Origin of the sequence: Flavobacterium sp. W1B (genome assembly GCF_047344965.1) — a bacterium.
Taxonomy (GTDB): Bacteria; Bacteroidota; Bacteroidia; order Flavobacteriales; family Flavobacteriaceae; genus Flavobacterium.
This window is the reverse complement of sequence record NZ_CP178845.1, coordinates 3041941-3067019: the sequence shown is the minus strand read 5'-3', so window position 1 is coordinate 3067019 and position 25079 is coordinate 3041941. Positions and strand designations below refer to the sequence as shown.

Here is a 25079-nt window from a genome sequence, read left to right as displayed (position 1 = left end):
TGTCAGAAATAGCGGCACGAGCTATAAAATCCAACGCAGTTATTTGTAAGTTTGTAATGGCGTAAAATGTGCCATTAAAATTAGATTATGGAAAATAACCCCCATCTAAGAACTGTAAACGTCACGCGTTATATTAGCCCTTTGCGAGAAGGCGGTTCGTTGCCGGCATTGGCAGAAGCCGATGATGATTTTAAATATGTCCTTAAATTTAAGGGAGCCGGTCATGGCGTAAAAGCCTTAATTGCCGAATTGATAGGTGGCGAAATTGCCCGAGTTTTAAAATTGCAAATTCCCGAGTTGGTCTATGCTAATCTCGATGAAGCTTTTGGACGAACAGAGGCCGACGAAGAAATTCAAGATTTATTACAAGGGAGTCAGGGACTTAATTTGGCATTGCATTTTTTATCGGGAGCCATTAATTATGATCCAGTGGTAACGGTTGTTGATGCAAAATTGGCTTCGCAAATAGTTTGGTTGGACGCTTTTATAACTAATGTGGATCGAACTTTTAGGAATACGAATATGTTGGTTTGGCATAAGGAATTATGGCTGATAGACCATGGTGCTTGTCTTTATTTTCATCATTCTTGGTCTAATTGGGAAAAACATGCCAGAAGTCCATTTGCTCTTATAAAAGACCATGTGTTGTTGCCTCAAGCTTCGATGTTGCAAGAAGCAGATACGCTTTTCAAGTCCATTTTAACGCCAGATAAATTGCAGTCTATAGTGAATCTCATTCCTTTGGAATGGTTAGAATGGCAGGAAACTGACGAAAGCCCTGAGGCTATACGTGAAGTTTATCTTCAATTTTTATTAACGCGTTTGACCTATTCCGAAATTTTTATAAATGAAGCACAAAATGCAAGAGAAACACTTATATGAATATGCGGTAATACGCGTTGTGCCTAGGGTAGAACGCGAAGAATTCCTCAATGTAGGAATTGTTCTTTTTTGTAAAAAAGCAAAGTTTATAAAGGTACTTTATACTATTGATGGATCAAAAATACAATTGTTTTCAAGCGAATTAGATTTGGAACAGCTGCAATTAAATTTGGAATCGTTCCAGAAAATAGGTCATGGAGTTAAAAATGGCGGACCCATTGCGCAATTTGAAATGCCAGAACGTTTTCGTTGGTTAACCGCTTTAAGAAGTTCGGCAATTCAAACCTCAAGACCGCATCCGGGATTGTGTGATGATTTAGAAAAAACGACTCAACGTTTGTTTGAAGAACTAGTTTTGTAATTTTTGTTTAGCTAAGTCTTTGAAAACAAGATTTATAAGTAGGTTTAACAGGTTTGTATTGATGTAGTTATGTAAATATGTTTATGATTTTTGATTTTCTGGGATTCATTTTTTTTGATAAAAATGTCATAAAATATTGGTTTTGTATGACGCTTTGTTGGCTGTTTTTAGTATTTTGCCGTTGAATTATTTTTAATAGATTAAATTATTATGAAATATAGAGTAGCAAGCTCGTCATTAAATCTCAGAGATTTTCCGTCGACGAATGATAATTCTACAATTTTAGCAAAAATACCTTTTAGACATACAGTTAAATTAATAGAGAAAACAGCATCGGATTGGTGGAAAGTAAAGCTTTTAAATACGGAAAAAGAAGGATTTGTCTTTTCTAAAGATATAGAACCTGTTGACGAAAGCACTGATGAAATTTCAGATTTAGAAGTGCCCAATTTTGAACCAGGTTTAAAAGGAAGTCTTGATAATAAAGAAGAAACGTATAAGCCAATTGGTAATCCTTCGATTCCTTTTAGGGATTTGACAAGTGCTGAGTCAAAACGAGCGTCAATAGCAAAAATAATCGATACGCTCGATGTTTCAAAAAGCTTCAGGTATCAGAAAGATGAAGCAGATACTTATTGTAATATTTATACGTTTGATTTTTGTTTTTTTGCCAAGGTTTATATTCCCAGACTAAGATGGACCGATAAAGCAATCGAGGAGCTTAAAAAAGGAAATGAAGTACCAGTGATTTTTGAAGATACGGTAAGACCTTTTTATTCTAATTATATTTATGACTGGTTTGAAAAATCGGCTAATGCTTTTGGATGGAAAAAAATCGATAATGTTGATGAATTGCAGGAAAAAGTAAATGCAAATGGCGGAGTAGGGATTATCTGCGCCAAACGATTTATATTAAATAAATCGGGACATGTTGTTGTGGTAGTTCCCGAAACCGAAACCGAAAAAGCCTATAGAGTAGATGGTAAAGTTATTTATCCGTTGCAGTCTCAAGCGGGGATGAATAATTATAATTATTTTTCTGAAATCAGAAAGGATTGGTGGAACAATAAGGATCCAGAAAAAGGATATTCCTCAGCCATCTTTTATTATCATGATTAGATAAATAAAAAAGACTTCTTGAAGATTGTTTATCTACAAGAAGTCTTTTCTATTTATAGGATATTTTAAAAACCACAATTAGGTTTATACGACTACAGCACTTTTTTTAATTAGCAAAGAGCTGCAAAAACCACTTTCGTAATATTTGGCGTGTAAGCTCTCATATACTTGATTGTAGATTAGCATAGGATCATTCGATTCTATTTTAATGGCCAATATATTTTCTAAAAGAGCGATAAAGTTTGCTGGTACAAAGGTTTCTTTACCATTTATAATAGATTCATAGACAAAGTTATTCCATTCTAAATTGCAAATCGGGTTTTCGATTTCGTTTAATACGGCATGATCCATAATAAAAACCAGGAAATTCAAAACCTCCTGTAGGTGTTTTTCATTAAAATAATCAAACATTCGGAACTCAATACCATGATTTTTGTGCTTGTGGAAGTTTACGTCAAGTCCAATTTTTTCAATTCTTTCGTAATCTGATATTTTAGAATAACGATTCACCCACCACAATGGATTTTCATGCATTGGATGCTCATCAAAATTCATCTGGACAATTTTTCCAGTTTTCATCACATTAGTATCATAAGTGCCAATACCGATGTATCTAGACATGGCGCATCGTTGAGATGCTTTGGTTAAATTGACATTATCGTCATGATGCGATAAATAATCAGAAGAGCCAAATTTGATCATAAACAATGGACTCAACCATTGAAATAAGCGTATAGTTCGCTGATGTTTTTTTATAAAATCTAATTTGTCTTTAATTTCACCTTCGGTGTTTAACTCTGTTGGAATGGTTAGATTAAAATGATAAGTCATGTTGTTAAAAACAGAATAATTATCATTGTTTGAAACAAATATGGCAAAAGGATGGTTTTCGGAACAGATTTTTATTTTACCAAACTGCGAAAATATACTTTCCTTTTCCATTCCACGCTGCAAGTTTGTTGAAAACTCTTGCTTAATGTTTGCTAGCTCTGCGATTACAGAATCAACATCTTTTTTATAGAAATCTTGAGTTACAAATTCAATAGTATCACCATCAAAAATGAATTTTTTTTGAAGTTCATCTACGAAATAGCTATTTTTTTTTTGTAATTTATCGAATATGCTTTCCCCTGAATATGCTGGATTTGGTTCCTTATCTATAAAATCCAAAGTTTCATGTTCATTGTTTACATCAGTTTTTGTAAACGAATGCGAATTCATTAATACAGGAATCTGATATTCTTTATCCGTTAAGATTTTCTGTAACGAATTTTCGAATACGTTTTCCTTGTAATTTTTAAAATGATTGACGCTATACTTTTCATGCAGACCTTTAGTTAGCAAAAAATCTTTATCCACCGTTCGGTGTTTTTCAAACTCTAAATAACATTCATTTTCGATACCAACTCCCCAATAAAAATCATTTGACTGATATTGATTGATATACTCTTTATGTTTGTCCAATAATTCAATTTCAAAACTAACATCATTCATGCTATGATTCGTCATAAATTTTTTTCTCCTTCTTTTAATAAATTATGTTGATATGGGAAGCTACTTTATCAGGTAGTTTTTTTGAAGCAGTAAGAACCTTTTTGATTTTCTTTTTTGTAAAGATTCAAATAGCTTATTAATACTTATTGTTTTGTTTTTTTGTGGGGACAAGTTGTTTTTTTTTATTCGTACAAGACCTGAATATAAACACCTTAATTTTTTTGCAAAAGTAGGTAAAATATAAATGATAATCAATTTATATTTTTTGATCTAGAGATTTATTTTTTTGTTGTTAAATTTATTGATTTGTTTTTTTAAAGTATTTATAATCATATATATAGGATTTAGCCCTGAAACGGTACTAGATTTCTATTTTTGGATTCAAAAACTGAATTTTTTTGATGCGATTTACTTTGTAAATGGAGTGATTTAGGCAAACAAAAAAGCGACTAAAATCCGTTTTTAGTCGCTTTTTTGTTTGCTTCAGATAACTAGTTTTAACCTAAAAACGTTTTCAATTCCTCATAGGTTTTAATTTTAGTGCTTATTTTTTCTTTGCCCATTACACTTTCTATTTGCTGAGGGATTGGTAATTTTACATTCAAAGTAGGTTCAACTATATCTAAGAATTTGATAGGATGCGCCGTTTCTAAGAAAATACCAATTGCATTTGGATAATTTTCTAATTCTTTTTTCAATCCCAAGTAGCCAACGGCACCATGAGGTTCAGCAATGTAACCGCTTGTATCATGAATGGTTTTCATTGCAGTTTTCGTTTCGGAATCTGTAAAAGAATAGGAAGAAAAATCCTTTTTGAATTGTTCCAAATCATTGTGATACATTTCCTGAATACGAATAAAATTACTCGGATTGCCTACATCCATTGCGTTCGAAATGGTTGCTTTGGATGGTCTTGGATCATAAATTCCGCTTGCCAGAAAACGAGGAACCGTATCATTCACATTAGTCGAAGCGACAAAATGAAGTAGGGGTAGGCCCAATTTTTTTGCCATGATTCCGGCGCAGATATTTCCAAAATTCCCGCTCGGGCAAGAGAAAATTAATTCTTTATTGTATTTTTTCAATGCTTTGTAGGCAAAGAAAAAATAGAACATTTGCGGCAGCCAACGCGCAATATTAATAGAATTTGCCGAAGTCAGGTTTTTGTGTTTCAGATTTTCGTCCAGAAACGCTTTTTTGACCATATCCTGACAATCATCAAAAACGCCATCTATTTCCAATGCTTTTATATTTTGTCCTAAAGTCGTTAGTTGTTTCTCTTGGATATCGCTCACTTTCCCCGAAGGATAAAGAATCACCACTTCAACGCCTTCTACACCTAAGAAACCGCTGGCAACGGCGCCGCCTGTATCTCCGGATGTGGCTACAAGTACAGTGTTTGTATTGTTTTTTTTATCCTTGTTAAAATACGCCAAACAACGCGACATGAAGCGCGCTCCAACGTCTTTGAATGCCATTGTAGGACCGTGAAATAATTCAAGGGAATAAATCCCTTTTTCGACTTCGACAAGCGGGAAATCAAAACATAAGGTTTCGGCAATGATTTTTTTAAGTGTAGCTTCTGGAATTTCATTGCCCACAAATTGTTTGATGGCTTCAAAGGCAATTTCTTCGTTGCTCAAATTTTCGATAGTTTCAAAAAAATCTGGAGTTAAAGGGCTAATTGTTTCCGGAAAATACAAACCTTTATCGGTTGCTAATCCTTGTATTACGGCTTCTTCGAAAGAAACCTTGGGTGCATTATGGTTTAAACTGTAATATTTCATTTTGATATTTACGATTTTTGATATTTGAAATATGATTTAGAAATTCATAATTCTTATATAATTTTAATTCCTTTTGAATTTACTTTTGAAACATGAATTTCGTAAGGTAGATTCATTTCTTGATAGACAGAGCTCATGGCTTTGGCGATATTTTCTGCAGTATCTTTTCCTTTGCTTAAAGCAAAAATAGAAGGTCCCGATCCCGATATTCCTGATCCCAAAGCCCCATTTTCTAAAGCGGCTTGTTTGATTAAATCAAAACCGGGAATCAAAACACTCCGAATTGGTTCTACAATCTCATCATGCAATGAGCGACCGATTAAGTCGTAGTCTTTGGTGTATAGACCGGCAATCAATCCGCCAACATTTCCCCATTGTACGATGGCACTTTTTAGAGAAATATTTTGTTTCAGTACAGAGCGCGCATCCGATGTTTTCAACTCAATTTGTGGATGAACTACGGTTGCGTACAATTCTGATGGGCTTTCTATTTTTATAATATCCAATGGATTGTAACTTCTTACCAAGGTAAAACCGCCTAATAAAGCAGGAGCGACATTGTCGGCATGAGCATTTCCGCAAGCTAATTTTTCTCCTTGCATGGCAAATTGCACCAAATCTTTTATTTCAAAAGGATTTCCTAATAGAGCATTAATTCCAAAAACCGCTCCGGCGGCACTGGCGGCACTACTCCCGATACCGCTTCCAGCTTTGATGTGTTTGCGTATTTCAATATCAAAGCCAAAATCGGTTTCCACGGCATCCAGTAAAGCCAATCCGGCTACGCCAGCAACATTTTTTTCGGTTTCCAGTGGCAAATCGGCACCAACTATTTTAGTGATGCGAATTCCTTTCGTAGCTGATTTTCGGATAATCATTTCATCGCCTACATTGTCCAGACAAAGTCCTAGAACATCAAATCCGCAGGATAAATTGGCGATTGTGGCGGGGCAAAATATTTTTATTTCGTTCATTTATGTAGTCTTAAAGTCTTAAAGTTGAAAGTTGAAAGTCGAAAGAATGGATACTTTATGACTTTATATACTTTTGACTTTATGATATAATTTATTTATATATTTCCAATTCTAATTACATCGGCAAAAATTCCGGATGCTGTAACTGCTGCTCCTGCACCGGCTCCTTTTATCAATAAAGGTTGATCGACATAGCGATCGGTATAGAATAAAACAATATTGTCTTTTCCTTCCAAATTGTAAAAAGGATGGTCTTTTGGGATAAATTGTAAACCAACGCTTGCTTTTCCGTTTTCAAATTGGGCTACATATTTCAGTCGGGATTCTTTGCGAAGCGCTTCGGCATGAATCTCTTCAAAATGAGCTGAATGATCCATTAATGATTCAAAAAAAGTTTCATTGGAATTCGTTTCTAAACAGGCAGTAGGCATAAAGGATTCATTGGCAATTTCTTCTATTTCCATTTGATAGCCACTCTCACGAATTAAGATTAAAATTTTTCGGGCAACGTCAATTCCGCTCAAATCGATCTTAGGGTCGGGTTCAGTAAAACCTTGTACTCCGGCTTCTTTTACAACCTCGTGGAAAGGATTATTTTTGTCAAAATTATTAAAGATAAAGTTCAGACTTCCTGATAAAACCGCCTGTATTTTATTGACTTTATCTCCAGAAGCCACTAAGTTTTTTACGGTATCAATAATAGGTAATCCAGCGCCAACATTGGTTTCAAAAAGAAAAGGTGCATTGAATTTTCGGGATAAATTTTTAAGGTTTTTATAATTGTCATAAGCGGAGGAACAGGCAATTTTGTTACAAGTAACCACGGCTACATTTTCTCTTAAATAGTGTTCGTAGGTTTCAGAAACAGTTTCATTGGCAGTAATATCTACAAAAATACTGTTGCGTAAATTGAGTTCTTTTACCTTTTCGATAAATAGTTCTTTGTTGGCTTCCTTGCTATTTCCTAAAACAGATTGCCATGATTTTAAGTCGATTCCGTCTTCATCAAAATGCATTTTTCTCGAATTAGACAAAGCAATAACGCGCAGGTTTATTTTTAAGTTGTCTTTCAGGAATTTTTTTTGCTGATTTATTTGTTCTATGAATTTCTCCCCCACGTTTCCAACTCCCATTACAAACAGGTTCAATTGTTTGGTGTTGTCCTCAAAAAAACGCTCGTGAAGCGTATTCAGAGCCTTTTTTACGTCTCTTTCATTGATCACGACCGATATATTTCTTTCGGAGGCGCCTTGGGCAATTGCACGAATGTTGACATTGTTTTTTCCTAAAGTACTGAACATTTTGCCACTCAAACCTTGATGGTTTTTCATGTTTTCTCCCACGAGTGCAGTAATACAGAGGTTTTTTTCTACAATACAAGAATCTATTTTGTTTTGTAAAATCTCAATTTCAAAAGCTTTGTTGATGGCGTTTTCGGCAACATCGGCATCGGTATTTAGAATCCCAATACAGATGGAATGCTCAGAAGAGGCTTGGGTAATAAAAATAACATTGATGTTTTCTTGAGACAATACCTCAAAAAGTCTTTTTGATGATCCTGTTACTCCAATCATACCGGGACCTTCAAGCGTAATCAAAGTGATATTATCGATATGGCTAATTCCTTTTATTGGATTGGAATTATGTATTCCGCTATTTGAAATGCAGGTGCCGCTGGCTTCCGGTTCAAAAGTGTTTTTGATATGTATAGGAATGTTTTTTTTCAAAACCGGCTGAATAGTAGGAGGGAACAATACTTTGGCGCCAAAATGCGACAACTCCATCGCTTCCTGATAAGAAATAGAAGCAATTGGCTGTGCTTGTTTTACTATTTTTGGGTTGGCGGTATACATTCCGTTTACGTCGGTCCAGATTTCTAAATCGGATGCATCCAATGCTGCTGCGATTATCGCGGCTGTATAATCGGAGCCTCCACGACCTAAGGTAGTTGTGATTCCGTCTAGAGAGGACGCAATAAAGCCGGGTATCACGACAACTTGACTTTCATTAGACGCAAAAAAATCAGTGATGAGTTGATTTGTAACTTCAAAATTGACAAGTGCTTTTCCGAAATTATTATTTGTTTTTATCAATTCGCGACTGTCTTTATAGCTACTGTTTTTAAAATTTTGTTTCACTGCCTCTGCAATGATATAAGAAGACAATAATTCGCCAAAACTTAAAATAGTGTCCGAAGTTCTACGTGACAATTCTCCTAAAAGGAAACAGCCGTCCAATAAGGTTTCGAGATGATTGATGATTCGTTTAACATGGCTTAATAAGCCGCTTTGCTCGCTTACAGGAATCAGTTCTTTTAGTGTGTCGAGATGCTTTTTTTCGATTTCGGAAACAATTTCCTTATAACTTTCATCCTTTTCAGCTGCTTTTATGGCTGCTAATTGAAGTAAGTCGGTTACTTTACTAAGAGCAGATACAACTACAACTAATTTGTCTTGTTTGGCTTGATTAAGAACTATATTTAAGACTAGTTTTATATTTTGCGCATTGGCAACCGAAGTTCCTCCAAATTTTAATGCTTTCATTCTATTTGTTTTTATTTTGAAAAAAAAGTTGAGCTATTTATATGTTTGATTCTTTTCTTTCTAAAAAAAAGAAAAATATAAATAATAGGTTTATATGTAGAATGTATACCCCTAAGGGGTAGTAGTAGTTGTTGTAGTAATTGTAGAAATAGCAGAAGCCGCAACCCAAGTTTGAGTTGTTATCGAAGAATGATATGTTGTTCTGTTACTTGCCATTATGATTTCTCAAATGTACGCTTTTTTTGTAAACGTAAAGAGAGTATCTGTTTTTTTTTTGCGAATATTTTAAAAAGGATTGTCGAATTTGTTTCGTACTGATTATTTCACAATTTAGGCGCTTTTTATTGGTACTATCATTATTTTTTGTTTAAATCGGAAAGCTTATAAAAGTGTTTTGCGGCATTTTTTTGTAATTTTAATCGGATGTTTTTTCCACTTTCGGTTTGATTAACAAGATGTTTGGCTATTAAATAATATTTTGTTTATTGAAAATTACTGTTCTAAAAATTATAAGGAGGCAAATCATAATTATATGATGGTAAAATGATATTATTAAGGGATTAATTATGTAAGATTTGTTAAATTGATGCCTTTTAGCTATAATTTTAAATTATCATTAATATATGTTGCTTTTTAATATTGATTTATTGAATTTTGGCTTTTTAAATTCAATACCTAATGGATAACATACATTATATAAGTACGGCTGTACTTTCCTTAGAAATAGTACAAGAAATTATTTCGCAACACAAATTATTGGAATTATCCGAAGAAGCCAAGGTAAATATTCAAAAATGCAGGGATTTTTTGGATAAAAAAATGGCTTCGCATTCTGAACCTATTTATGGGATAAATACTGGTTTTGGATCACTTTGTAATGTTAAAATATCCAATGAGAACTTATCAAAACTACAAGAGAATTTAGTTAAATCACATTCTTGCGGGACCGGTGAAGAGGTTCCTAATGAAATTGTAAAATTAATGCTATTGCTCAAAATTCAATCTTTGAGCTATGGACATTCTGGAGTGCAATTAGAAACAGTAGAGCGTTTGGTCGCTTTTTATAATAATGATATTCTGCCTGTTGTTTACACACAGGGATCGCTTGGTGCTTCTGGAGATTTAGCTCCATTGGCTCATTTATCATTGCCATTGTTGGGTGAAGGCGAGGTTTATTTTGAAGGCAAAAAAGTACATTCTTCGGAAGTATTGAGGCATTTTAATTGGGAGCCTATAGTATTACAGTCCAAAGAAGGTTTGGCTTTATTGAACGGAACGCAATTTATGAGCGCTTATGGAGCTCATATTTTAATGAAGGCGAATAAGTTTTCGTATTTGGCCGATTTAATTGCGACAATCTCATTGGAAGGATTTGATGGTCGTATTGAACCTTTTCATGAGCTTATTCACTTTATTCGTCCTCACAAAGGACAAATTGTAACCGCTAATCGGATCAAAGGATTCTTAGAAGGAAGTGAAATTATTGAACAAGAAAAAACGCATGTTCAGGATCCCTATTCTTTCCGTTGTGTGCCGCAAGTTCATGGTGCTTCAAAAGACGCGATAGATTACGTAAGAAAAGTTTTTAAAACTGAAATTAATTCGGTTACCGATAATCCAAATATATTTATTGAAAGTGACGAGATCATTTCTGGGGGGAATTTCCATGGCCAGCCTTTGGCATTAGCACTGGATTTTATGGCCATTGCCTTGGCAGAATTAGGAAGTATTTCAGAGCGCAGAACCTATCAATTGATATCAGGATTGCGCAATCTTCCTGCATTTTTAGTAGATAATCCAGGGTTGAATTCAGGCTTCATGATTCCGCAATATACCGCGGCGAGTATTGCCAGTCAAAACAAACAATTGGCCACTCCGTCAAGTATAGATAGTATAGTTTCTAGTAACGGGCAGGAAGATCATGTAAGTATGGGCGCTAATGGAGCGACAAAAGCATTACGCGTAATGGATAATCTGGAACGTATTTTAGCCATTGAGTTAATGAATGCTTCACAAGCAATTCAATATAGAAGACCATTGCATTCAAGTGATTTTATTGAGATGTTTTTGAGCTCTTATCGTGAGGAAGTTCCGTTGGTTACAGAGGATAGAATTTTGCATTATGACATCGAAAAAACAGTTTCTTTTTTAAATAGTTTTCAGATCGAAGAAGATTTGTTAACATTGGCTTAACATTATCTTAAAATAAAGAATTAAATTTGTCCCCAAAAAATAAATAAAATGTCATTAAATAGTATTTTCCAATTTTTAGTTCCAAAAGACAAGAAGTTTTTCCCGCTTTTCGAAGAAGCTTCCACTAACTTGATTGAATTAGCTTCAAACTTGCACGAAGCGGTTAATTTGCCTTTAAAAGAAAGAGAAGTTCTTTTTCAAAAAATAGACAAATTAGAACAAAGAGGTGAGGATATTACGCGTCAAACTAATTTAGAGTTAAGTAGAAACTTCATCACTCCATTTGATAGAGAAGACATACACTCTTTGATTACATCAATTGACAATGTTGCCGATAACCTTCAAGGTGCAGCAAGCAGAATGAGATTGTATCAAGTGGATAAGATTACCAAATCAATTAGAAAATTGACAGAAATAAATCTTGAAGCTTGTCAGAATATTGATGCTGCGGTGAAAGAATTGAAAAACTTTAAAAACATCAAGAATATTACTGAAGCTTGTGCGAGAATCAGCAAGTTAGAGAATAAATCAGATAATGTTTACAATAAAGCAGTGTTTGAAATTTTTGAAAATGAAACTGACGCAAAAAATATAATTAAATACAAGGAAGTATTGTCTGTTTTAGAAACAGCAACAGATAAGTGTAAAAGTGTGGCAGGTGTTTTAGAATCAATTGCTGTAAAGCATTCTTAATTTAATCAGTTACTTTCTGAAATTACATTTATGGAATTTACTTTACTTATAGTTATTATTTTTCTGGCTCTTGTGTTTGATTACATCAACGGTTTTCATGATGCAGCCAATGCGATAGCTACCGTTGTTGCCACAAAAGTCCTATCTCCTTTTCAGGCTGTAGTTTGGGCAGCTTTCTTTAATTTCTTAGCCTATTGGGTTTTTGGTTTTGGAGTTGCAGACACTGTTGCTAAAACAGCTAATACGCTCGAAATTAATCTGGTGGTTATTCTCGCCGGAGTTATAGCAGCCATTATTTGGAATTTATTTACCTGGTGGCAGGGAATTCCTTCGAGTTCTTCTCATACTTTAATTGGTGGTTTTGCTGGTGCGGCCATTGCTCATGCCATTGCAGTCCATGGTTTTTTTGAATATACAATTGTTGAAGGTGCAGAAATACACAAAGCCTATTGGTACGATACGGTGAATTGGTACACTGCCGGAAAAGACGGTGGTTTTCCTTCGGGAGTAATGGTCATCGTTGCTTTTATCGTTTTGGCACCTTTATTAGGGGCTTTAATGTCTTATTTGATTTCAATCTGGCTTCTTAGTGCTTCTAAGAAAAGTATTTATCCTAAGATATTTACAGCAGCTTTGATGTTGTTAACGATCTGGTTTGTTGAAAGTCAGATGATTTATTATGATCAAATTAAGAAACCACGTTTTGATTCCCATTTTTGGAGTGTTGTTTTTGAATCACACAATATAAAATGGTTTTTGGTTGCTTTCATTATTTTGTCAATCAGTAGTTTTTGTTTGCTATTTAGTAGTTTAAACTTACACCAATCGGCATCTTGGTTAAAAAAGATGCAGCTGTTGTCTTCTGCTGCCTTTAGTTTAGGTCACGGTGGAAATGATTCTCAAAAAGTAATGGGGATTATAGCGGCAGCCGTTACTGTTTACATCCATACTAGTGGAATTGCTCAAGAAAGTCTTCCGCATTGGTTGGATGTTGTGCTTCCAAATGAAGATGGTGATTTCAGAATGCCAGAATGGATTCCGTTAGCTTGTTATTCTGCAATTGCTGCAGGAACTTTGAGTGGAGGATGGAAAATTGTAAAAACAATGGGCTCTAAAATTACAAAAGTGAGTTCTTTTGAAGGTGTTGCGGCAGAAACTGCAGGAGCATTAACCTTATATTTTACAGAACATTTCAGAGTACCTGTAAGTACAACACATACTATTACCGGTTCTATTATCGGTGTGGGATTAACAAAAAGAGTCTCTGCGGTACGTTGGGGTGTTACGGTAAGTCTTTTATGGGCTTGGGTGTTAACAATTCCTATTTCGGCTATTTTAGCGGCTTTAATTTATTATTTTCTTAGCTTGTTCTTTTAGATAATAAAGTTTTTAAAATTAAAAAAACCATCCAAGTTGTAAAATTTGGATGGTTTTTTTAATGGGTTAAGGCTTAGAATTCAAGTTTAGACTTTTGAATTTTTAAGCGCTTTTTTTGAATGTGTTTTGAGCCTAAATTTTATTCAGATAAAACAAAATTAAGTTATAATCTTCTTGCGTCTGAGTCTTCTTTTATATTGCGTTTGTTTGAGATTATTTTCGCCAGAAATAATGCTGATATTACCATCAATCTCTAATATGGCTAATTTTACATCAACGAAATTTTCTACACCATGTTCGCGCATCGCTTCTTTTAATTCGTCAGAAGTGATGTTTAATTTGCTCAAGGATTTGAAGTCCAAAGTTCCATTATGAATTAAGATTTCTGGTTTTTCTTGGATGTAATTATTAAATTTAGGGTACTTGTACATTAATTTTTTTAAAAGAAAATTGATAAAAAAAAGTACTGCAGCCGCCGCCAACCCTCCAAGGAGACTGGTGTTACTTCCTACCATAGCGTTTTGAACGGCATTGCTAATCAATAATATTAAGATGACATCGGCAGTATTGAGTTGTGATAATTCTTTTTTTCCAAAAACTCTTAAAGCGATAATCATAAAAAAATAAACGGATATACTTCTGAGTATGATATCGAAATAAGTATTCATAGCTTTTGGAATTTAATTATTTCAATTTAAAGTTCTTTTCGATGGCTCTAATCATTTCACCGGCAATATCTTTGTTAGTTGCGCCTTCAATTCCTTCTAATCCAGGAGAAGAATTTACTTCTAATAACAAAGGCCCTTTAGATGAACGAATGATGTCGACACCGGCTACTTTCAAATCCATGGCTTTGGCTGCTTTTATAGCAATGCGTTTTTCTTCGCTGGTAGCTTTTATTACCGAGGCTGTTCCGCCAAGGTGGATATTAGCTCTAAATTCTCCAGGCATGGCCTCTCGTTGTATAGAAGCAACTACTTTGCCGTCTATTACAAAACAACGAATGTCTTTTCCGTTAGCTTCTTTGATGAATTCTTGAACTAATATATTAGCATTTAAGCTTTTAAAAGCATTGATAACACTTTCTGCAGCTTTTTTTGTTTCGGCTAATACAACGCCTTTACCTTGGGTTCCTTCGAGTAATTTTACGATTAACGGTGATCCTCCAACCATTTTTATTAAATCGTTTGTATCCAAAGGTGAATTGGCAAAACCGGTTGTTGGTATTCCTATTCCGCTATTAAGTAGTAATTGTAAGGAAAATAATTTATCGCGCGATTGTGTGATGGCTGATGCTGAATTCAGGCAATAAACTTTCAATGCTTCAAACTGTCTTGTCAAGGCGCAGCCATAAAAAGTAATACTTGGTCTTATCCTTGGAATAATAGCGTCAAATTGATTTAAAATTATTCCACCTCTATAATGAATTTCGGGTGTTTTGGCATCCAGTTTCATATAGCATTCTTTGATGTTTAAGAAATGCATTTCATGACCGCGCATTTCGCCAGCTTCCATAATTCGTTTGTTGCTGTACAATTCGGGGTTACTCGCTAAAACACCAATACGAAGACCTGAACTCGCTTTTTCGGAGTTTTTATACAGTTCTTTCAAGCTGTCGTTTGTGGGTTGACCTAAAAGATATTTTTGTTCGGGATCAACAAGAACCCTTCCGCTCATGGCTTCTCGACCTAAAAGCATTCTGAAACCCATAGAATCTCGATTGGTCAGCGTCATCTCGATAGGCCAATTTGAGTCTCCAATCATCAAAGAGGTTTGTATAACATAACGTTGTTCTCTAAAACCGCTAGAGCTTTTTACAATTCTTTTGTCTATTAAAGGAGCTTCACAATGAATTACTGTCTTTAAGTTATTCTGAATAGGGTTGATGTCAAATTTTACCCAATTTGCATCGTTTTTGATAAACGGAGCTATGTTTATGGCGTGTAAAGCAGAAGTCTTGGCCCCTGAATCGACACGGGCTTTAATCGTTGGGATCCCTAATTCAGGAAATGAACACCATTCTTCGCTGCCTAGTATAACTTTGTTTTGAGACATATATTGATTTTGTTTAGTCTATTTTTTAAAAACCAAATGTAAATATTTGTTTTCAAAAATATGTTGAATTTGTATAAAGAATAAGCCCGTTAAGTTATAAAAACGTAACGGGCTTAATGAATTGCTATGGATTTGATTATCTATTGATTAGTCGGTTCTATAGCTTTATTGATTTTTATGGTTAATTCTTGAGCACCTTCTTCAATATCCATGAAAATTTCGTCGCCAGATGTGATTTTTGAAGTGATAATTTCTTCTGCAAGTGCATCTTCTACATATTTCTGAATGGCTCTTTTTAATGGTCTTGCGCCAAATTGCCTGTCAAATCCTTTGTCGGCAATAAATGCCTTGGCTTTGTCCGAAAGACTTAGGTTGTATCCTAAATCAGCTATTCTGGCATATAATTTTTTCAATTCAATCTCGATAATCAAATCGATATCGTGTTTTTCTAATGTATTGAATACAATTACATCGTCAATTCGATTTAAAAACTCAGGAGCAAAGGTTTTCTTTAAAGCGTTTTCAATAATGCTTTTAGAGTTATCACCCGCTTGAGCTACCTTGGCAGCTGTGCCAAATCCAACGCCTTGTCCAAAATCTTTTAATTGTCTGGCTCCAACATTAGAAGTCATGATAATTATTGTGTTTTTGAAATCGATTTTTCGACCTAGACTATCTGTTAGGAATCCATCATCCAATACTTGCAATAGCATATTGAATACGTCTGGATGTGCTTTTTCGATTTCATCTAATAAAACAACACAATACGGTTTTCTGCGCACTTTTTCGGTCAATTGTCCGCCTTCTTCGTAGCCAACATATCCTGGAGGCGCTCCAACTAAACGTGAAATGGCAAATTTTTCCATGTATTCGCTCATGTCAATTCGGATCAATGCATCCTCAGAATCAAATAATTCTTTAGCTAGCACTTTGGCTAATTGTGTTTTTCCAACTCCTGTTTGACCAAGAAAGATAAACGATCCTATTGGTCGGTTTGGGTCTTTCAATCCGGCGCGATTTCTTTGTATGGCACGGGCAATTTTTAAAACCGCTTCTTTTTGTCCAATAACCTTGCTTTCGATTAGCTCTGGTAATTTGGCCAATTTATTGCTTTCGGTTTGAGCAATACGATTCACCGGTATTCCTGTCATCATCGAAACTACATCGGCAACATTGTCTTCTGTAACTTCAATACGGTTGTTTTTAGCATCTTCTTCCCATTGTTCTTGAGCAATAGCAAGGTCTTTTTCGATGCGTTTCTCATCATCGCGAAGCTTGGCTGCCTCTTCGTATTTTTGTTTTTTGACAACCACATTTTTCAATTCTCGAATGTCTTCTAATTGACGTTCTAAATCGAGTATCTTTTTTGGAACTTCAATATTGGTGATGTGAACACGCGAACCAGCCTCGTCCAAAGCATCAATAGCCTTGTCTGGCAAGAATCTTTCCGACATATATCGATCCGTTAACTTAACGCAGGCTTCAATTGCTTCCGGCGAATAAGTAACGTTGTGATGGTCTTCGTATTTGTTTTTAATATTGTTCAAAATGGTAATAGTTTCTTGAACCGAAGTTGGTTCAACAATTATTTTTTGAAAACGTCTTTCTAAAGCGCCATCTTTCTCGATGTATTGTCTGTACTCGTCTAGGGTTGTTGCTCCGATGCATTGAATTTCTCCTCTTGCCAAAGCTGGTTTGAACATGTTGGATGCGTCTAATGAGCCTGTAGCTCCACCAGCGCCAACAATGGTGTGAATTTCATCGATGAAAAGAATGATGTCGTCATTTTTTTCCAATTCATTCATCACTGCTTTCATTCGCTCTTCAAACTGTCCTCGGTATTTAGTTCCGGCAACAAGGCTGGCTAAATCTAAAGTTACGACGCGTTTGTTGAATAGGATTCGGGAAACTTTCTTTTGTATGATGCGTAAAGCTAGACCTTCGGCAATAGCCGATTTACCTACTCCGGGTTCACCAATAAGTAGTGGGTTGTTCTTTTTGCGTCGGCTCAAAATTTGACAAACGCGTTCAATTTCTTTTTCACGTCCTACAACAGGGTCTAATTTTCCTTCTTCGGCCATTTCGGTTAAATCCCTTCCGAAATTATCTAAAACCGGCGTTTTTGACTTCTTGTTTGATTTATTGGCTGGATTGTTGAAGTTTCCTTCTTTTAGACTGTCATCTTGTCCTAAATCGTCGTTATATGAGTCACTCGCTTTGGGCAAATTCTCTAAAAAATCATCTTCGTTTGGAGTCATATTTAAATATTGTTCTTTGGCTACATCATAATCAATTTTCAATTTATTTAGTAGCTTGGTTGTTGGATCGTTTTCATTTCTTAAAATGCACAGCAATAAATGTGCGGTGCTAATTGAGGAACTTTGAAAAACTTTTGCCTCTAAAAAAGTAGTTTTCAATGCGCGCTCTGCCTGACGTGTCAGGTGTAGGTTTTTCTTTTCTATATTGGTATCTATGCTAGGGCTTGCGGGGCTTAAGATTTCTACTTTTTTGCGTAAATGATCTAAATCAACTGACAAGTTGTTTAATATTTGTATTGCCTTACCATTACCATCTCTAAGAATACCCAGCATTAGATGCTCGGTTCCTATAAAGTCATGACCCAATCGCAAAGCTTCTTCTTTGCTATAGGTAATAACGTCTTTTACTCTAGGTGAAAAATTATCATCCATAATATATTTGGTATATGTAAATTTAGTGATTTCAGGAATTAAAAACAAAAACCATTCCTTAGTGAAATCATGTCAGCTAAGAGACAAAAAAAAGAATAGAATAACGTAAAAACAGTCTTAATTTATTAAACAAAAAGCGATATTAATTTGTTAATAAATCATTGAAATTATTAAGTAAAAATGCCTTTAAGAATTTCTAAAAGGCGTATATTGGCACGTTTTGAAACTAATATAATTTTTTAATATAACAACTTATGTCTGAAGGAGAAAAGTTAATTCCTATTAACATAGAAGATGAAATGAAATCAGCTTACATTGATTACTCAATGTCGGTAATTGTATCAAGGGCGCTTCCAGATGTTAGAGATGGTTTGAAACCAGTACATCGAAGAGTTCTTTATGGAATGTATGATTTAGGAGTTTTTTCAAATAAAGCCCATAAAAAATCCGCCAGAATTGTTGGGGAAGTTTTAGGTAAGTATCACCCACACGGAGATACTTCAGTTTATGACGCCATGGTTCGTATGGCTCAAGAGTGGAGTTTACGTTATTTATTAGTTGATGGTCAAGGTAACTTTGGTTCTGTTGACGGTGATAGTCCGGCAGCAATGCGTTATACGGAAGCCAGAATGCGTAAGATTTCGGAAGAAATAATGGCAGATATCGAAAAAGAAACGGTTGATTTTCAATTGAACTTTGATGATACTTTATACGAGCCAAAAGTAATGCCGACAAGAGTTCCTACCTTATTAATTAATGGGGCAACAGGAATTGCCGTAGGTATGGCGACTAATATGCCGCCTCACAACCTTACAGAGGTTGTAAATGGTACTTTGGCGTTTATGGACAACAATGACATCGAAATCGATGAGTTGATGCATCATATTAAAGCTCCGGATTTTCCTACCGGTGGTGTAATCTATGGATATGAAGGTGTCCGTGAAGCATTTAAAACAGGTAGAGGACGTGTTGTTATGCGTGCCAAAGTTGGTTTTGAAGAGGTTGATGGTAGAGAGTGTATTATCGTTACTGAAATTCCATACCAAGTGAATAAGGCAGATATGATCAAGCGTACTGCTGACTTAGTTAATGATAAGAAAATTGACGGAATTGCTAATATTCGTGACGAATCGGATAGAAATGGTATGCGTATCGTTTATATCTTGAAACGTGATGCAACTCCAAACGTAGTTTTAAATACGCTTTATAAATACACGCAACTGCAATCTTCTTTCAGTGTAAATAATATTGCATTGGTAAAAGGGCGTCCTCAAATGTTGAATCTAAAAGACATGATTCATTATTTTGTAGAGCACCGTCATGATGTTGTGGTTAGAAGAACACGTTTCGAATTGCGTAAAGCCGAAGAAAGAGCGCATATTTTAGAAGGTTTAATTATTGCTTCTGATAATATTGATGAAGTTATAGCATTAATTAGAGGTTCAAAAAATACCGAAGAAGCTCGAGAAAAGTTAATCGAAAGATTTAAATTATCTGATATTCAGGCTCGTGCCATTGTTGAAATGCGTTTGCGTCAATTAACCGGTCTTGAGCAAGATAAGTTAAGAGCAGAGTATGAAGAATTAATGAAGTTAATAGCTCATTTGAAAGCATTATTAGAAGATGTGAATCTTAGAACGGCTTTGATAAAAGAGGAGTTAGAAGAAATTCGCGACAAATACGGTGATGAACGTCGTTCGTTAATTGAATATTCAGGTGGAGATGTAAGTATCGAGGATTTAATTGCTGACGAGAATGTGGTAATTACAATATCTCATGCGGGTTATATCAAACGTACTAATTTGACAGAATATAAAACTCAGAATAGAGGAGGAGTTGGGCAAAAAAGTGCTGGAACGAGAGATCAAGATTTCTTAGAGCATATGTTTGTGGCAACAAATCATCAGTATATGATGTTCTTTACTCAAAAAGGAAAATGTTTCTGGATGCGTGTTTATGAAATACCGGAAGGAAGTAAAACTGCTAAAGGTAGAGCGATTCAAAACCTTATCAATATTGAGAATGATGATAAAGTAAAAGCATTTATTTGTACTCAAGATTTAAAAGATCAGGATTATATTAAGAGTCATAACTTGGTTATGGTGACTAAAAAAGGTCAGGTTAAGAAAACTTCTTTAGAGAAATATTCTAAACCTAGGGTAAATGGTGTTGCTGCTATTACTATCAAGGAAGGTGATGAGTTATTGGAAGCGAAATTAACAAATGGTGAGAGTCAAATTATTTTGGCTGTAAAATCAGGTAAATTAGTTCGTTTTGAAGAAACTAAAACCCGTCCGATGGGAAGAACAGCTTCTGGTGTTCGTGGAATTACATTAAAAGACGACACTGATGAAGTTATTGGTATGGTTACCGTTGATAAAGATAATGTTAACGATTCTCAGATTTTAGTTGTAACTGAAAATGGATATGGTAAGCGTACCAAATTAGTTGATGAAGACGGTGAAGATGTTTATAGAATTACAAATCGTGGAGGTAAAGGTGTTAAGACATTGAATATCACAGAAAAAACGGGTAAATTAATTTCTATAAATGCTGTTACAGATGCTGATGATTTGATGATTATCAACAAATCAGGATTGACAATTAGAATGGCTATTGAAGATTTACGCGTCATGGGGCGTGCTACTCAAGGAGTTAAGTTAATTAACCTAAAAGGTAAAGACTCTATTGCGGCAGTTACAAAAGTGATGAAAGACGATGTAGCAGAGGTTGTGGTTGATGAAGATGGGAATGTAATTGAAACCGAAGTTATCGAAAGAGTGAAGCCAGTATTGGAAGTACTAGAAGATGAAGGTTCCGACGAGGAAGAGGAGGACGATTCTGATGAAGAAGAAATAGAAGAAGATGCTGACGAGGAAGACTCTGATGATGAAGCTTAAAAAATAATAGAGAAAAACAAGAATAATTATTAAATACAAAAATTGAATTTATGAAAAGTAAATATGTAATACTAGCGTCAGCTTTATTGATATCGGTAGCTACTTTTGCTCAAAAGGATCAAATTAAAGCGGCTGAAAAAGCGCTGAAAAAAGGAGAGGCTCAAGAGGCGGCAACAATTTTGCAAGGAGCAGAATATTTAGTTACTAATGCTGCTGATGCCGAGAAAGCACTATTTTTCTTTATAAAAGGAAATACCTTTTTAGAATTGGCAAATAAAAATATTGACACCGATAAGAATTTAAGTATCGCTGCTGGCGCTTATCAGGAATTGATTTCTGTAGAGAAAGAGTCGGGAAAAGTAAAATATTCTACTCAGGCTGTGGCGTCAATAACAGATATAAAAAATAAGTTGATAAACGGTGCTATTGCTGATTCAAAAGTTGATAAGCATTCTGAAAGTGCAAAAAAACTTTATAATGCTTACTTATTAGATAAAAAAGACACTATTAATTTGTACTACGCTGCTTCTACTTTTGTTAATTCAAAAGAGTATGATAAAGCGTTAGAGTTGTATAATGATTTGAAAAAATTAAATTATTCAGGAAAAGGAACAAATTATTTAGCACTTAATAAAGTTAGTGGTCAAGAGGATCTTTTTGCAAATGCTCAAGAGAGAGACAGAATGGTAAAAATGGGAACTCATGAAAAACCAACTACTGAGGTTATTCCATCAAAAAGAGGAGAGATATATAAAAATATAGCTTTAATTTTGGTTCAAAACGGAAAGATTGACGAGGCTAAGAAAGCTGTTTCAGAGGCTAGAAAATTAAACCCAGAAGATAATTCATTGGTGTTAACAGAAGCTAATTTGTATTTAGAGACGAAAGATTTTGAGACTTACAAAAAGTTAATTGGAGAGGTTTTAGAAAAGAATCCTAATGATGCAGATTTGATTTTTAATTTAGGTGTAATCAGTGGTAATGCTAATAATAAGGCTGATGCCGAAAAATATTACACTAAGGTAATTGAAATTAAACCAGATTACATCAATGCTTATATAAACCTAGCGGCTTTGAAGCTTGAGGGTGAAAAAGCTATTATTGATGAAATGAACAAATTAGGTACTTCAACAAAAGATATGAAGCGCTATGATGAGTTGAAAGCTAAAAGAGAAAACATTTTTAAAAGTGTGATTCCTTACCTTAAAAAAGGATATGAATTAGATCCTAAAAATGAAGATGTAGCTAAAACTCTTTTGAATGTGTATAGTGCCTTAGAAATGACTACAGAGTATAAAGCGTTAAAAGCTAAAATGTAATATTCATTTGTTAATTGAAAAAAGCCTGTTTGAAAATATTTTCAAACAGGCTTTTTTATTATATGATTTTTTTGATTACCCGGAGTTTGTGGGTGTGTTTATTGGTTTCGGCATTGTATATTCCCAAATGGTCTAGTCTGTCGATTCTGACTTTTCCGCTGGCATGGATAATGTAATTGTTTTCCATTATGATACCAACATGGGTGATGTTTCCTTCTTCATTGTCGAAAAAAGCCAGGTCACCTGGTTCGCTTTCTTCGATAAAACTTAAAGCTTCGCCTTGAATGGCTTGTTGCGAAGCATCTCTAAGTAATTTATATCCGTTGAGTTTGTAAACCATTTGGGTAAAACCGGAACAGTCTATTCCAAAGGGAGTTTTTCCGCCCCAAAGATATGGTGAATTAAGGTATGAAAAGGCGGTGTTTATTAGTTCTTTTTTGTCTTTGATGCCTTCGACTGTTGTGCCTTCAAAATGAAATCCTGAGGTGTTAATTTCCTTGTTTTTTAAGAAAGATAAAGAGGAACCTAACGGAATTGGTAGTAATAAATTGGATGGTGCGGTTATGTATTCTATTAAATCTGAGTTCAAAACAATTATTTCGTTTGTTAATTGATTGTAGTTTGATTCAGAAATCAATTGATATTGTTTAGAATCTACCCAGCCTTCATAGCCATCATATTGTAGTTTAATACGAGACCACTGTTTTAATTGTTCTAAAATTTCAAAATGCTCACCAAACAAAACTTGAGAAACGATTTCGCTTTTATCACTAGGTTCAAGCCGAAGCGGGATTATAGCCAGATTACAAATTCCGAACATTGATGTTAAAATATGAGTTAAGAGTTATGAGTTATAAGTGTCAAAACTCATAACTCATAGCCTATAATTATTTAAATTCTTTCGATAACAATTGCCGATGCACCACCGCCACCGTTGCATATAGCAGCAGCTCCGACTTTACCGTTATTTTGTTCTAAAACGTTTAATAGGGTAACTATTATTCTTGCTCCAGAACAGCCAAGAGGATGTCCTAATGAAACAGCGCCTCCATTAACATTAACTTTATCGTTGTTTAAATCAAGAATTTTGGAATTAGCCAATCCTACTACTGCAAAGGCTTCATTAAATTCAAAGTAATCTACATCACCAATACTCATTCCTGCTTTGTCTAAGGCCTTAGGAAGTGCTTTGGCAGGGCTTGTAGTGAATAGTTTTGGTTCTTGAGCAGCATCAGCATAACTCTTTATGTAAGCCAAAGGTTTTAGTCCTAAGGATAATGCTTTCTCTTCGCTCATTAATATCATCGCAGCAGCTCCATCGTTGATTGTTGATGCGTTAGCAGCGGTTACCGTTCCGTCTTTTGTAAAAACAGCATTTAATGTTGGAATTTTATCCAATTTTACGTTGCTGTACTCTTCGTCTTTAGAAACAATTATTGGATCTCCTTTTCTTTGCGGAACAGCGACAGGAACTATTTCATTGTTGAATTTCCCGGATTCCCATGCTTTTGCTGAACGCTCATAGGATTGGATTGCGAAATTGTCTTGGTCTTCTCTGGTGAAGTTATATTCAGCGGCGCATAAATCAGCGCATACGCCCATTGCATTATTGTCATAAGCGTCAGTAAGGCCATCTTTTTGCATTCCGTCAACCATTGTGGCTGGGCCAAATTTTGTTCCGTTTCTCAAATTCAGGTAATGCGGAATCAAGCTCATGTTTTCCATACCGCCGGCAATGACGATTTCGGCGTCTCCACATTGAATGGCTTGAGCACCTAGCATCACAGATTTCATTCCTGAGGCACAAACTTTGTTTATTGTAGTACAAATAACAGAATTAGGTAAACCGGCAAATAAAGCTGCCTGACGTGCTGGAGCTTGTCCTACGCCTGCCTGAATAACATTACCCATATATACTTCATCAACTAAATTTGGATCCAATTTTATTTTATCTAAAGCACCTTTTATTGCTACTGCGCCAAGTTTTGGGGCAGAAACAGTGGATAATCCTCCCATAAAGCTTCCTATGGGTGTTCTAACGGCAGAAACGATAACAACTCTTTTGTTCATGATTTATATAATGTTAGTTTATGTAGCAAATTTAATCATTTTTAGATATAATCTGATTTTGATTTAAGTATTATATTTTTGCCGAAATAATGGTGATTTTTATATCAGTCTATATGTTTGATTCTGAAGTGTTTTATAAAAAAAACGAAAAATTATTGAAAAAAAGCTCCGAAATAGTTGTGTGTAACGTAAAGATATCCTAAATTTGCAACCGCAAAACAGAACACGTTTTCTAAGAGTTTTGGAGGGGTGCCAGAGTGGTAATGGAGCAGTTTGCTAAACTGTCATCGAGTGATCGGTGCCAGGGTTCGAGTCCCTGTCCCTCCGCTTAATTTTTTTGCACTTCGGGGTGTAGCGTAGCTCGGTTATCGCGCCTGCTTTGGGAGCAGGAGGCCGCAGGTTCGAATCCTGCCACCCCGACTACTATTTTTTACATGAGCAATGGAGGCATAGCTCAGCTGGATAGAGCACCTGCCTTCTAAGCAGGCGGTCGAAGGTTCGAATCCTTCTGCCTTCACAAATGGCTATAGTTAGCTAAAAAACAAAGTGCACATACAGGTCGTAAGATCAAGTATAGTGCGCTTTTTTTGTTTTTTAACCTATTTATTACAGCCTTAATGAT

General features: G+C 35.1%; 17 protein-coding genes and 3 tRNA genes. 11 read left to right on the top strand and 9 right to left on the bottom strand.

What is annotated here, in order from left to right; all coding sequences use genetic code 11:
• Positions 1-87 precede the first annotated feature (87 nt).
• From ACMDB5_RS13365 to ACMDB5_RS13355, 3 genes are all read left to right on the top strand, one after another.
• Positions 88-882 carry a HipA family kinase gene (locus ACMDB5_RS13365; RefSeq protein WP_413998756.1) on the top strand — a complete coding sequence of 265 codons (795 nt, stop codon included), beginning with the start codon at positions 88-90 and terminating at the stop codon, positions 880-882.
• A complete protein-coding gene (locus ACMDB5_RS13360; protein WP_413998755.1) occupies positions 860-1243 on the top strand; it encodes a DUF3037 domain-containing protein in 384 nt (127 codons plus the stop codon). The genes ACMDB5_RS13365 and ACMDB5_RS13360 overlap by 23 nt, the downstream gene beginning before the upstream one ends.
• Positions 1244-1453: 210 nt before the next feature.
• A complete protein-coding gene (locus ACMDB5_RS13355; RefSeq protein ID WP_413998754.1) occupies positions 1454-2362 on the top strand; it encodes an SH3 domain-containing protein in 909 nt (302 codons plus the stop codon).
• Between the two features lie 84 nt (positions 2363-2446).
• Here the strand turns inward: ACMDB5_RS13355 and ACMDB5_RS13350 are convergent, their stop codons facing one another.
• The 4 genes from ACMDB5_RS13350 to thrA all read right to left on the bottom strand — a co-directional run bounded on the left by ACMDB5_RS13350 (position 2447) and on the right by thrA (position 9160).
• Positions 2447-3871 (bottom strand): hypothetical protein, encoded by a 1425-nt coding sequence (locus ACMDB5_RS13350; protein ID WP_413998753.1) that lies wholly within the window; start codon positions 3869-3871, stop codon positions 2447-2449.
• Between the two features lie 482 nt (positions 3872-4353).
• Positions 4354-5643: a threonine synthase gene (gene thrC / locus ACMDB5_RS13345; protein WP_413998752.1), complete on the bottom strand. Its 1290-nt coding sequence runs from the start codon at positions 5641-5643 to the stop codon at positions 4354-4356.
• Positions 5644-5696: 53 nt separating this feature from the next.
• On the bottom strand, positions 5697-6617 hold the full coding sequence (locus ACMDB5_RS13340) for a homoserine kinase (protein WP_413998751.1): 921 nt from the start codon (positions 6615-6617) through the stop codon (positions 5697-5699).
• A 95-nt stretch (positions 6618-6712) separates the two neighbouring features.
• Positions 6713-9160, bottom strand: coding sequence for a bifunctional aspartate kinase/homoserine dehydrogenase I (thrA, locus tag ACMDB5_RS13335; RefSeq protein ID WP_413998750.1), 2448 nt, complete (start codon positions 9158-9160; stop codon positions 6713-6715).
• A gap of 678 nt (positions 9161-9838) precedes the next feature.
• Here thrA and hutH point away from each other — a divergent pair.
• Genes hutH through ACMDB5_RS13320 form a run of 3 tightly spaced genes read left to right on the top strand, consistent with a single transcriptional unit; the run spans position 9839 to position 13423 of the window.
• Positions 9839-11353, top strand: a complete 1515-nt coding sequence (gene hutH / locus ACMDB5_RS13330; protein WP_413998749.1) for a histidine ammonia-lyase — start codon at positions 9839-9841, stop codon at positions 11351-11353.
• A gap of 48 nt (positions 11354-11401) precedes the next feature.
• A complete protein-coding gene (locus ACMDB5_RS13325; protein WP_072937988.1) occupies positions 11402-12046 on the top strand; it encodes a DUF47 domain-containing protein in 645 nt (214 codons plus the stop codon).
• Between the two features lie 30 nt (positions 12047-12076).
• Positions 12077-13423 carry an inorganic phosphate transporter gene (locus ACMDB5_RS13320; RefSeq protein ID WP_413998748.1) on the top strand — a complete coding sequence of 449 codons (1347 nt, stop codon included), beginning with the start codon at positions 12077-12079 and terminating at the stop codon, positions 13421-13423.
• A 158-nt stretch (positions 13424-13581) separates the two neighbouring features.
• On the opposite strand, the gene ACMDB5_RS13315 is transcribed toward ACMDB5_RS13320, so the two are convergent.
• The 3 genes from ACMDB5_RS13315 to ACMDB5_RS13305 all read right to left on the bottom strand — a co-directional run bounded on the left by ACMDB5_RS13315 (position 13582) and on the right by ACMDB5_RS13305 (position 18168).
• Complete coding sequence (locus ACMDB5_RS13315; RefSeq protein WP_413998747.1) at positions 13582-14091, bottom strand: DUF421 domain-containing protein; 510 nt, start codon at positions 14089-14091, stop codon at positions 13582-13584.
• A 16-nt stretch (positions 14092-14107) separates the two neighbouring features.
• Entirely contained in the window at positions 14108-15478 is a 1371-nt protein-coding gene (gene rimK / locus ACMDB5_RS13310; protein ID WP_413998746.1) for a 30S ribosomal protein S6--L-glutamate ligase, read from the bottom strand.
• A gap of 140 nt (positions 15479-15618) precedes the next feature.
• Entirely contained in the window at positions 15619-18168 is a 2550-nt protein-coding gene (locus ACMDB5_RS13305; RefSeq protein WP_413998745.1) for an ATP-dependent Clp protease ATP-binding subunit, read from the bottom strand.
• A gap of 254 nt (positions 18169-18422) precedes the next feature.
• Between ACMDB5_RS13305 and gyrA the strand changes: the two genes are divergently transcribed.
• Both gyrA and ACMDB5_RS13295 read left to right on the top strand, forming a co-directional pair.
• Complete coding sequence (gene gyrA, locus ACMDB5_RS13300) at positions 18423-21068, top strand: DNA gyrase subunit A (protein ID WP_413998744.1); 2646 nt, start codon at positions 18423-18425, stop codon at positions 21066-21068.
• A 50-nt stretch (positions 21069-21118) separates the two neighbouring features.
• Entirely contained in the window at positions 21119-22387 is a 1269-nt protein-coding gene (locus ACMDB5_RS13295; RefSeq protein WP_413998743.1) for a tetratricopeptide repeat protein, read from the top strand.
• Positions 22388-22445: 58 nt separating this feature from the next.
• Here the strand turns inward: ACMDB5_RS13295 and ACMDB5_RS13290 are convergent, their stop codons facing one another.
• Both ACMDB5_RS13290 and ACMDB5_RS13285 read right to left on the bottom strand, forming a co-directional pair.
• Complete coding sequence (locus tag ACMDB5_RS13290; protein WP_413998742.1) at positions 22446-23207, bottom strand: NlpC/P60 family protein; 762 nt, start codon at positions 23205-23207, stop codon at positions 22446-22448.
• A gap of 71 nt (positions 23208-23278) precedes the next feature.
• The gene (locus ACMDB5_RS13285) at positions 23279-24457 is read right to left on the bottom strand and encodes an acetyl-CoA C-acyltransferase (protein WP_413998741.1); all 1179 of its coding nucleotides are present in this window, start codon (positions 24455-24457) and stop codon (positions 23279-23281) included.
• A 243-nt stretch (positions 24458-24700) separates the two neighbouring features.
• On the opposite strand from ACMDB5_RS13285, the gene ACMDB5_RS13280 reads away from it, so the two are divergent.
• The 3 genes from ACMDB5_RS13280 to ACMDB5_RS13270 all read left to right on the top strand — a co-directional run bounded on the left by ACMDB5_RS13280 (position 24701) and on the right by ACMDB5_RS13270 (position 24974).
• A tRNA-Ser gene (locus tag ACMDB5_RS13280) sits at positions 24701-24784 on the top strand.
• A gap of 18 nt (positions 24785-24802) precedes the next feature.
• Positions 24803-24877: transfer RNA gene (locus ACMDB5_RS13275), tRNA-Pro, on the top strand.
• 23 nt (positions 24878-24900) lie between these two features.
• A tRNA-Arg gene (locus ACMDB5_RS13270) sits at positions 24901-24974 on the top strand.
• Positions 24975-25079: the final 105 nt, after the last annotated feature.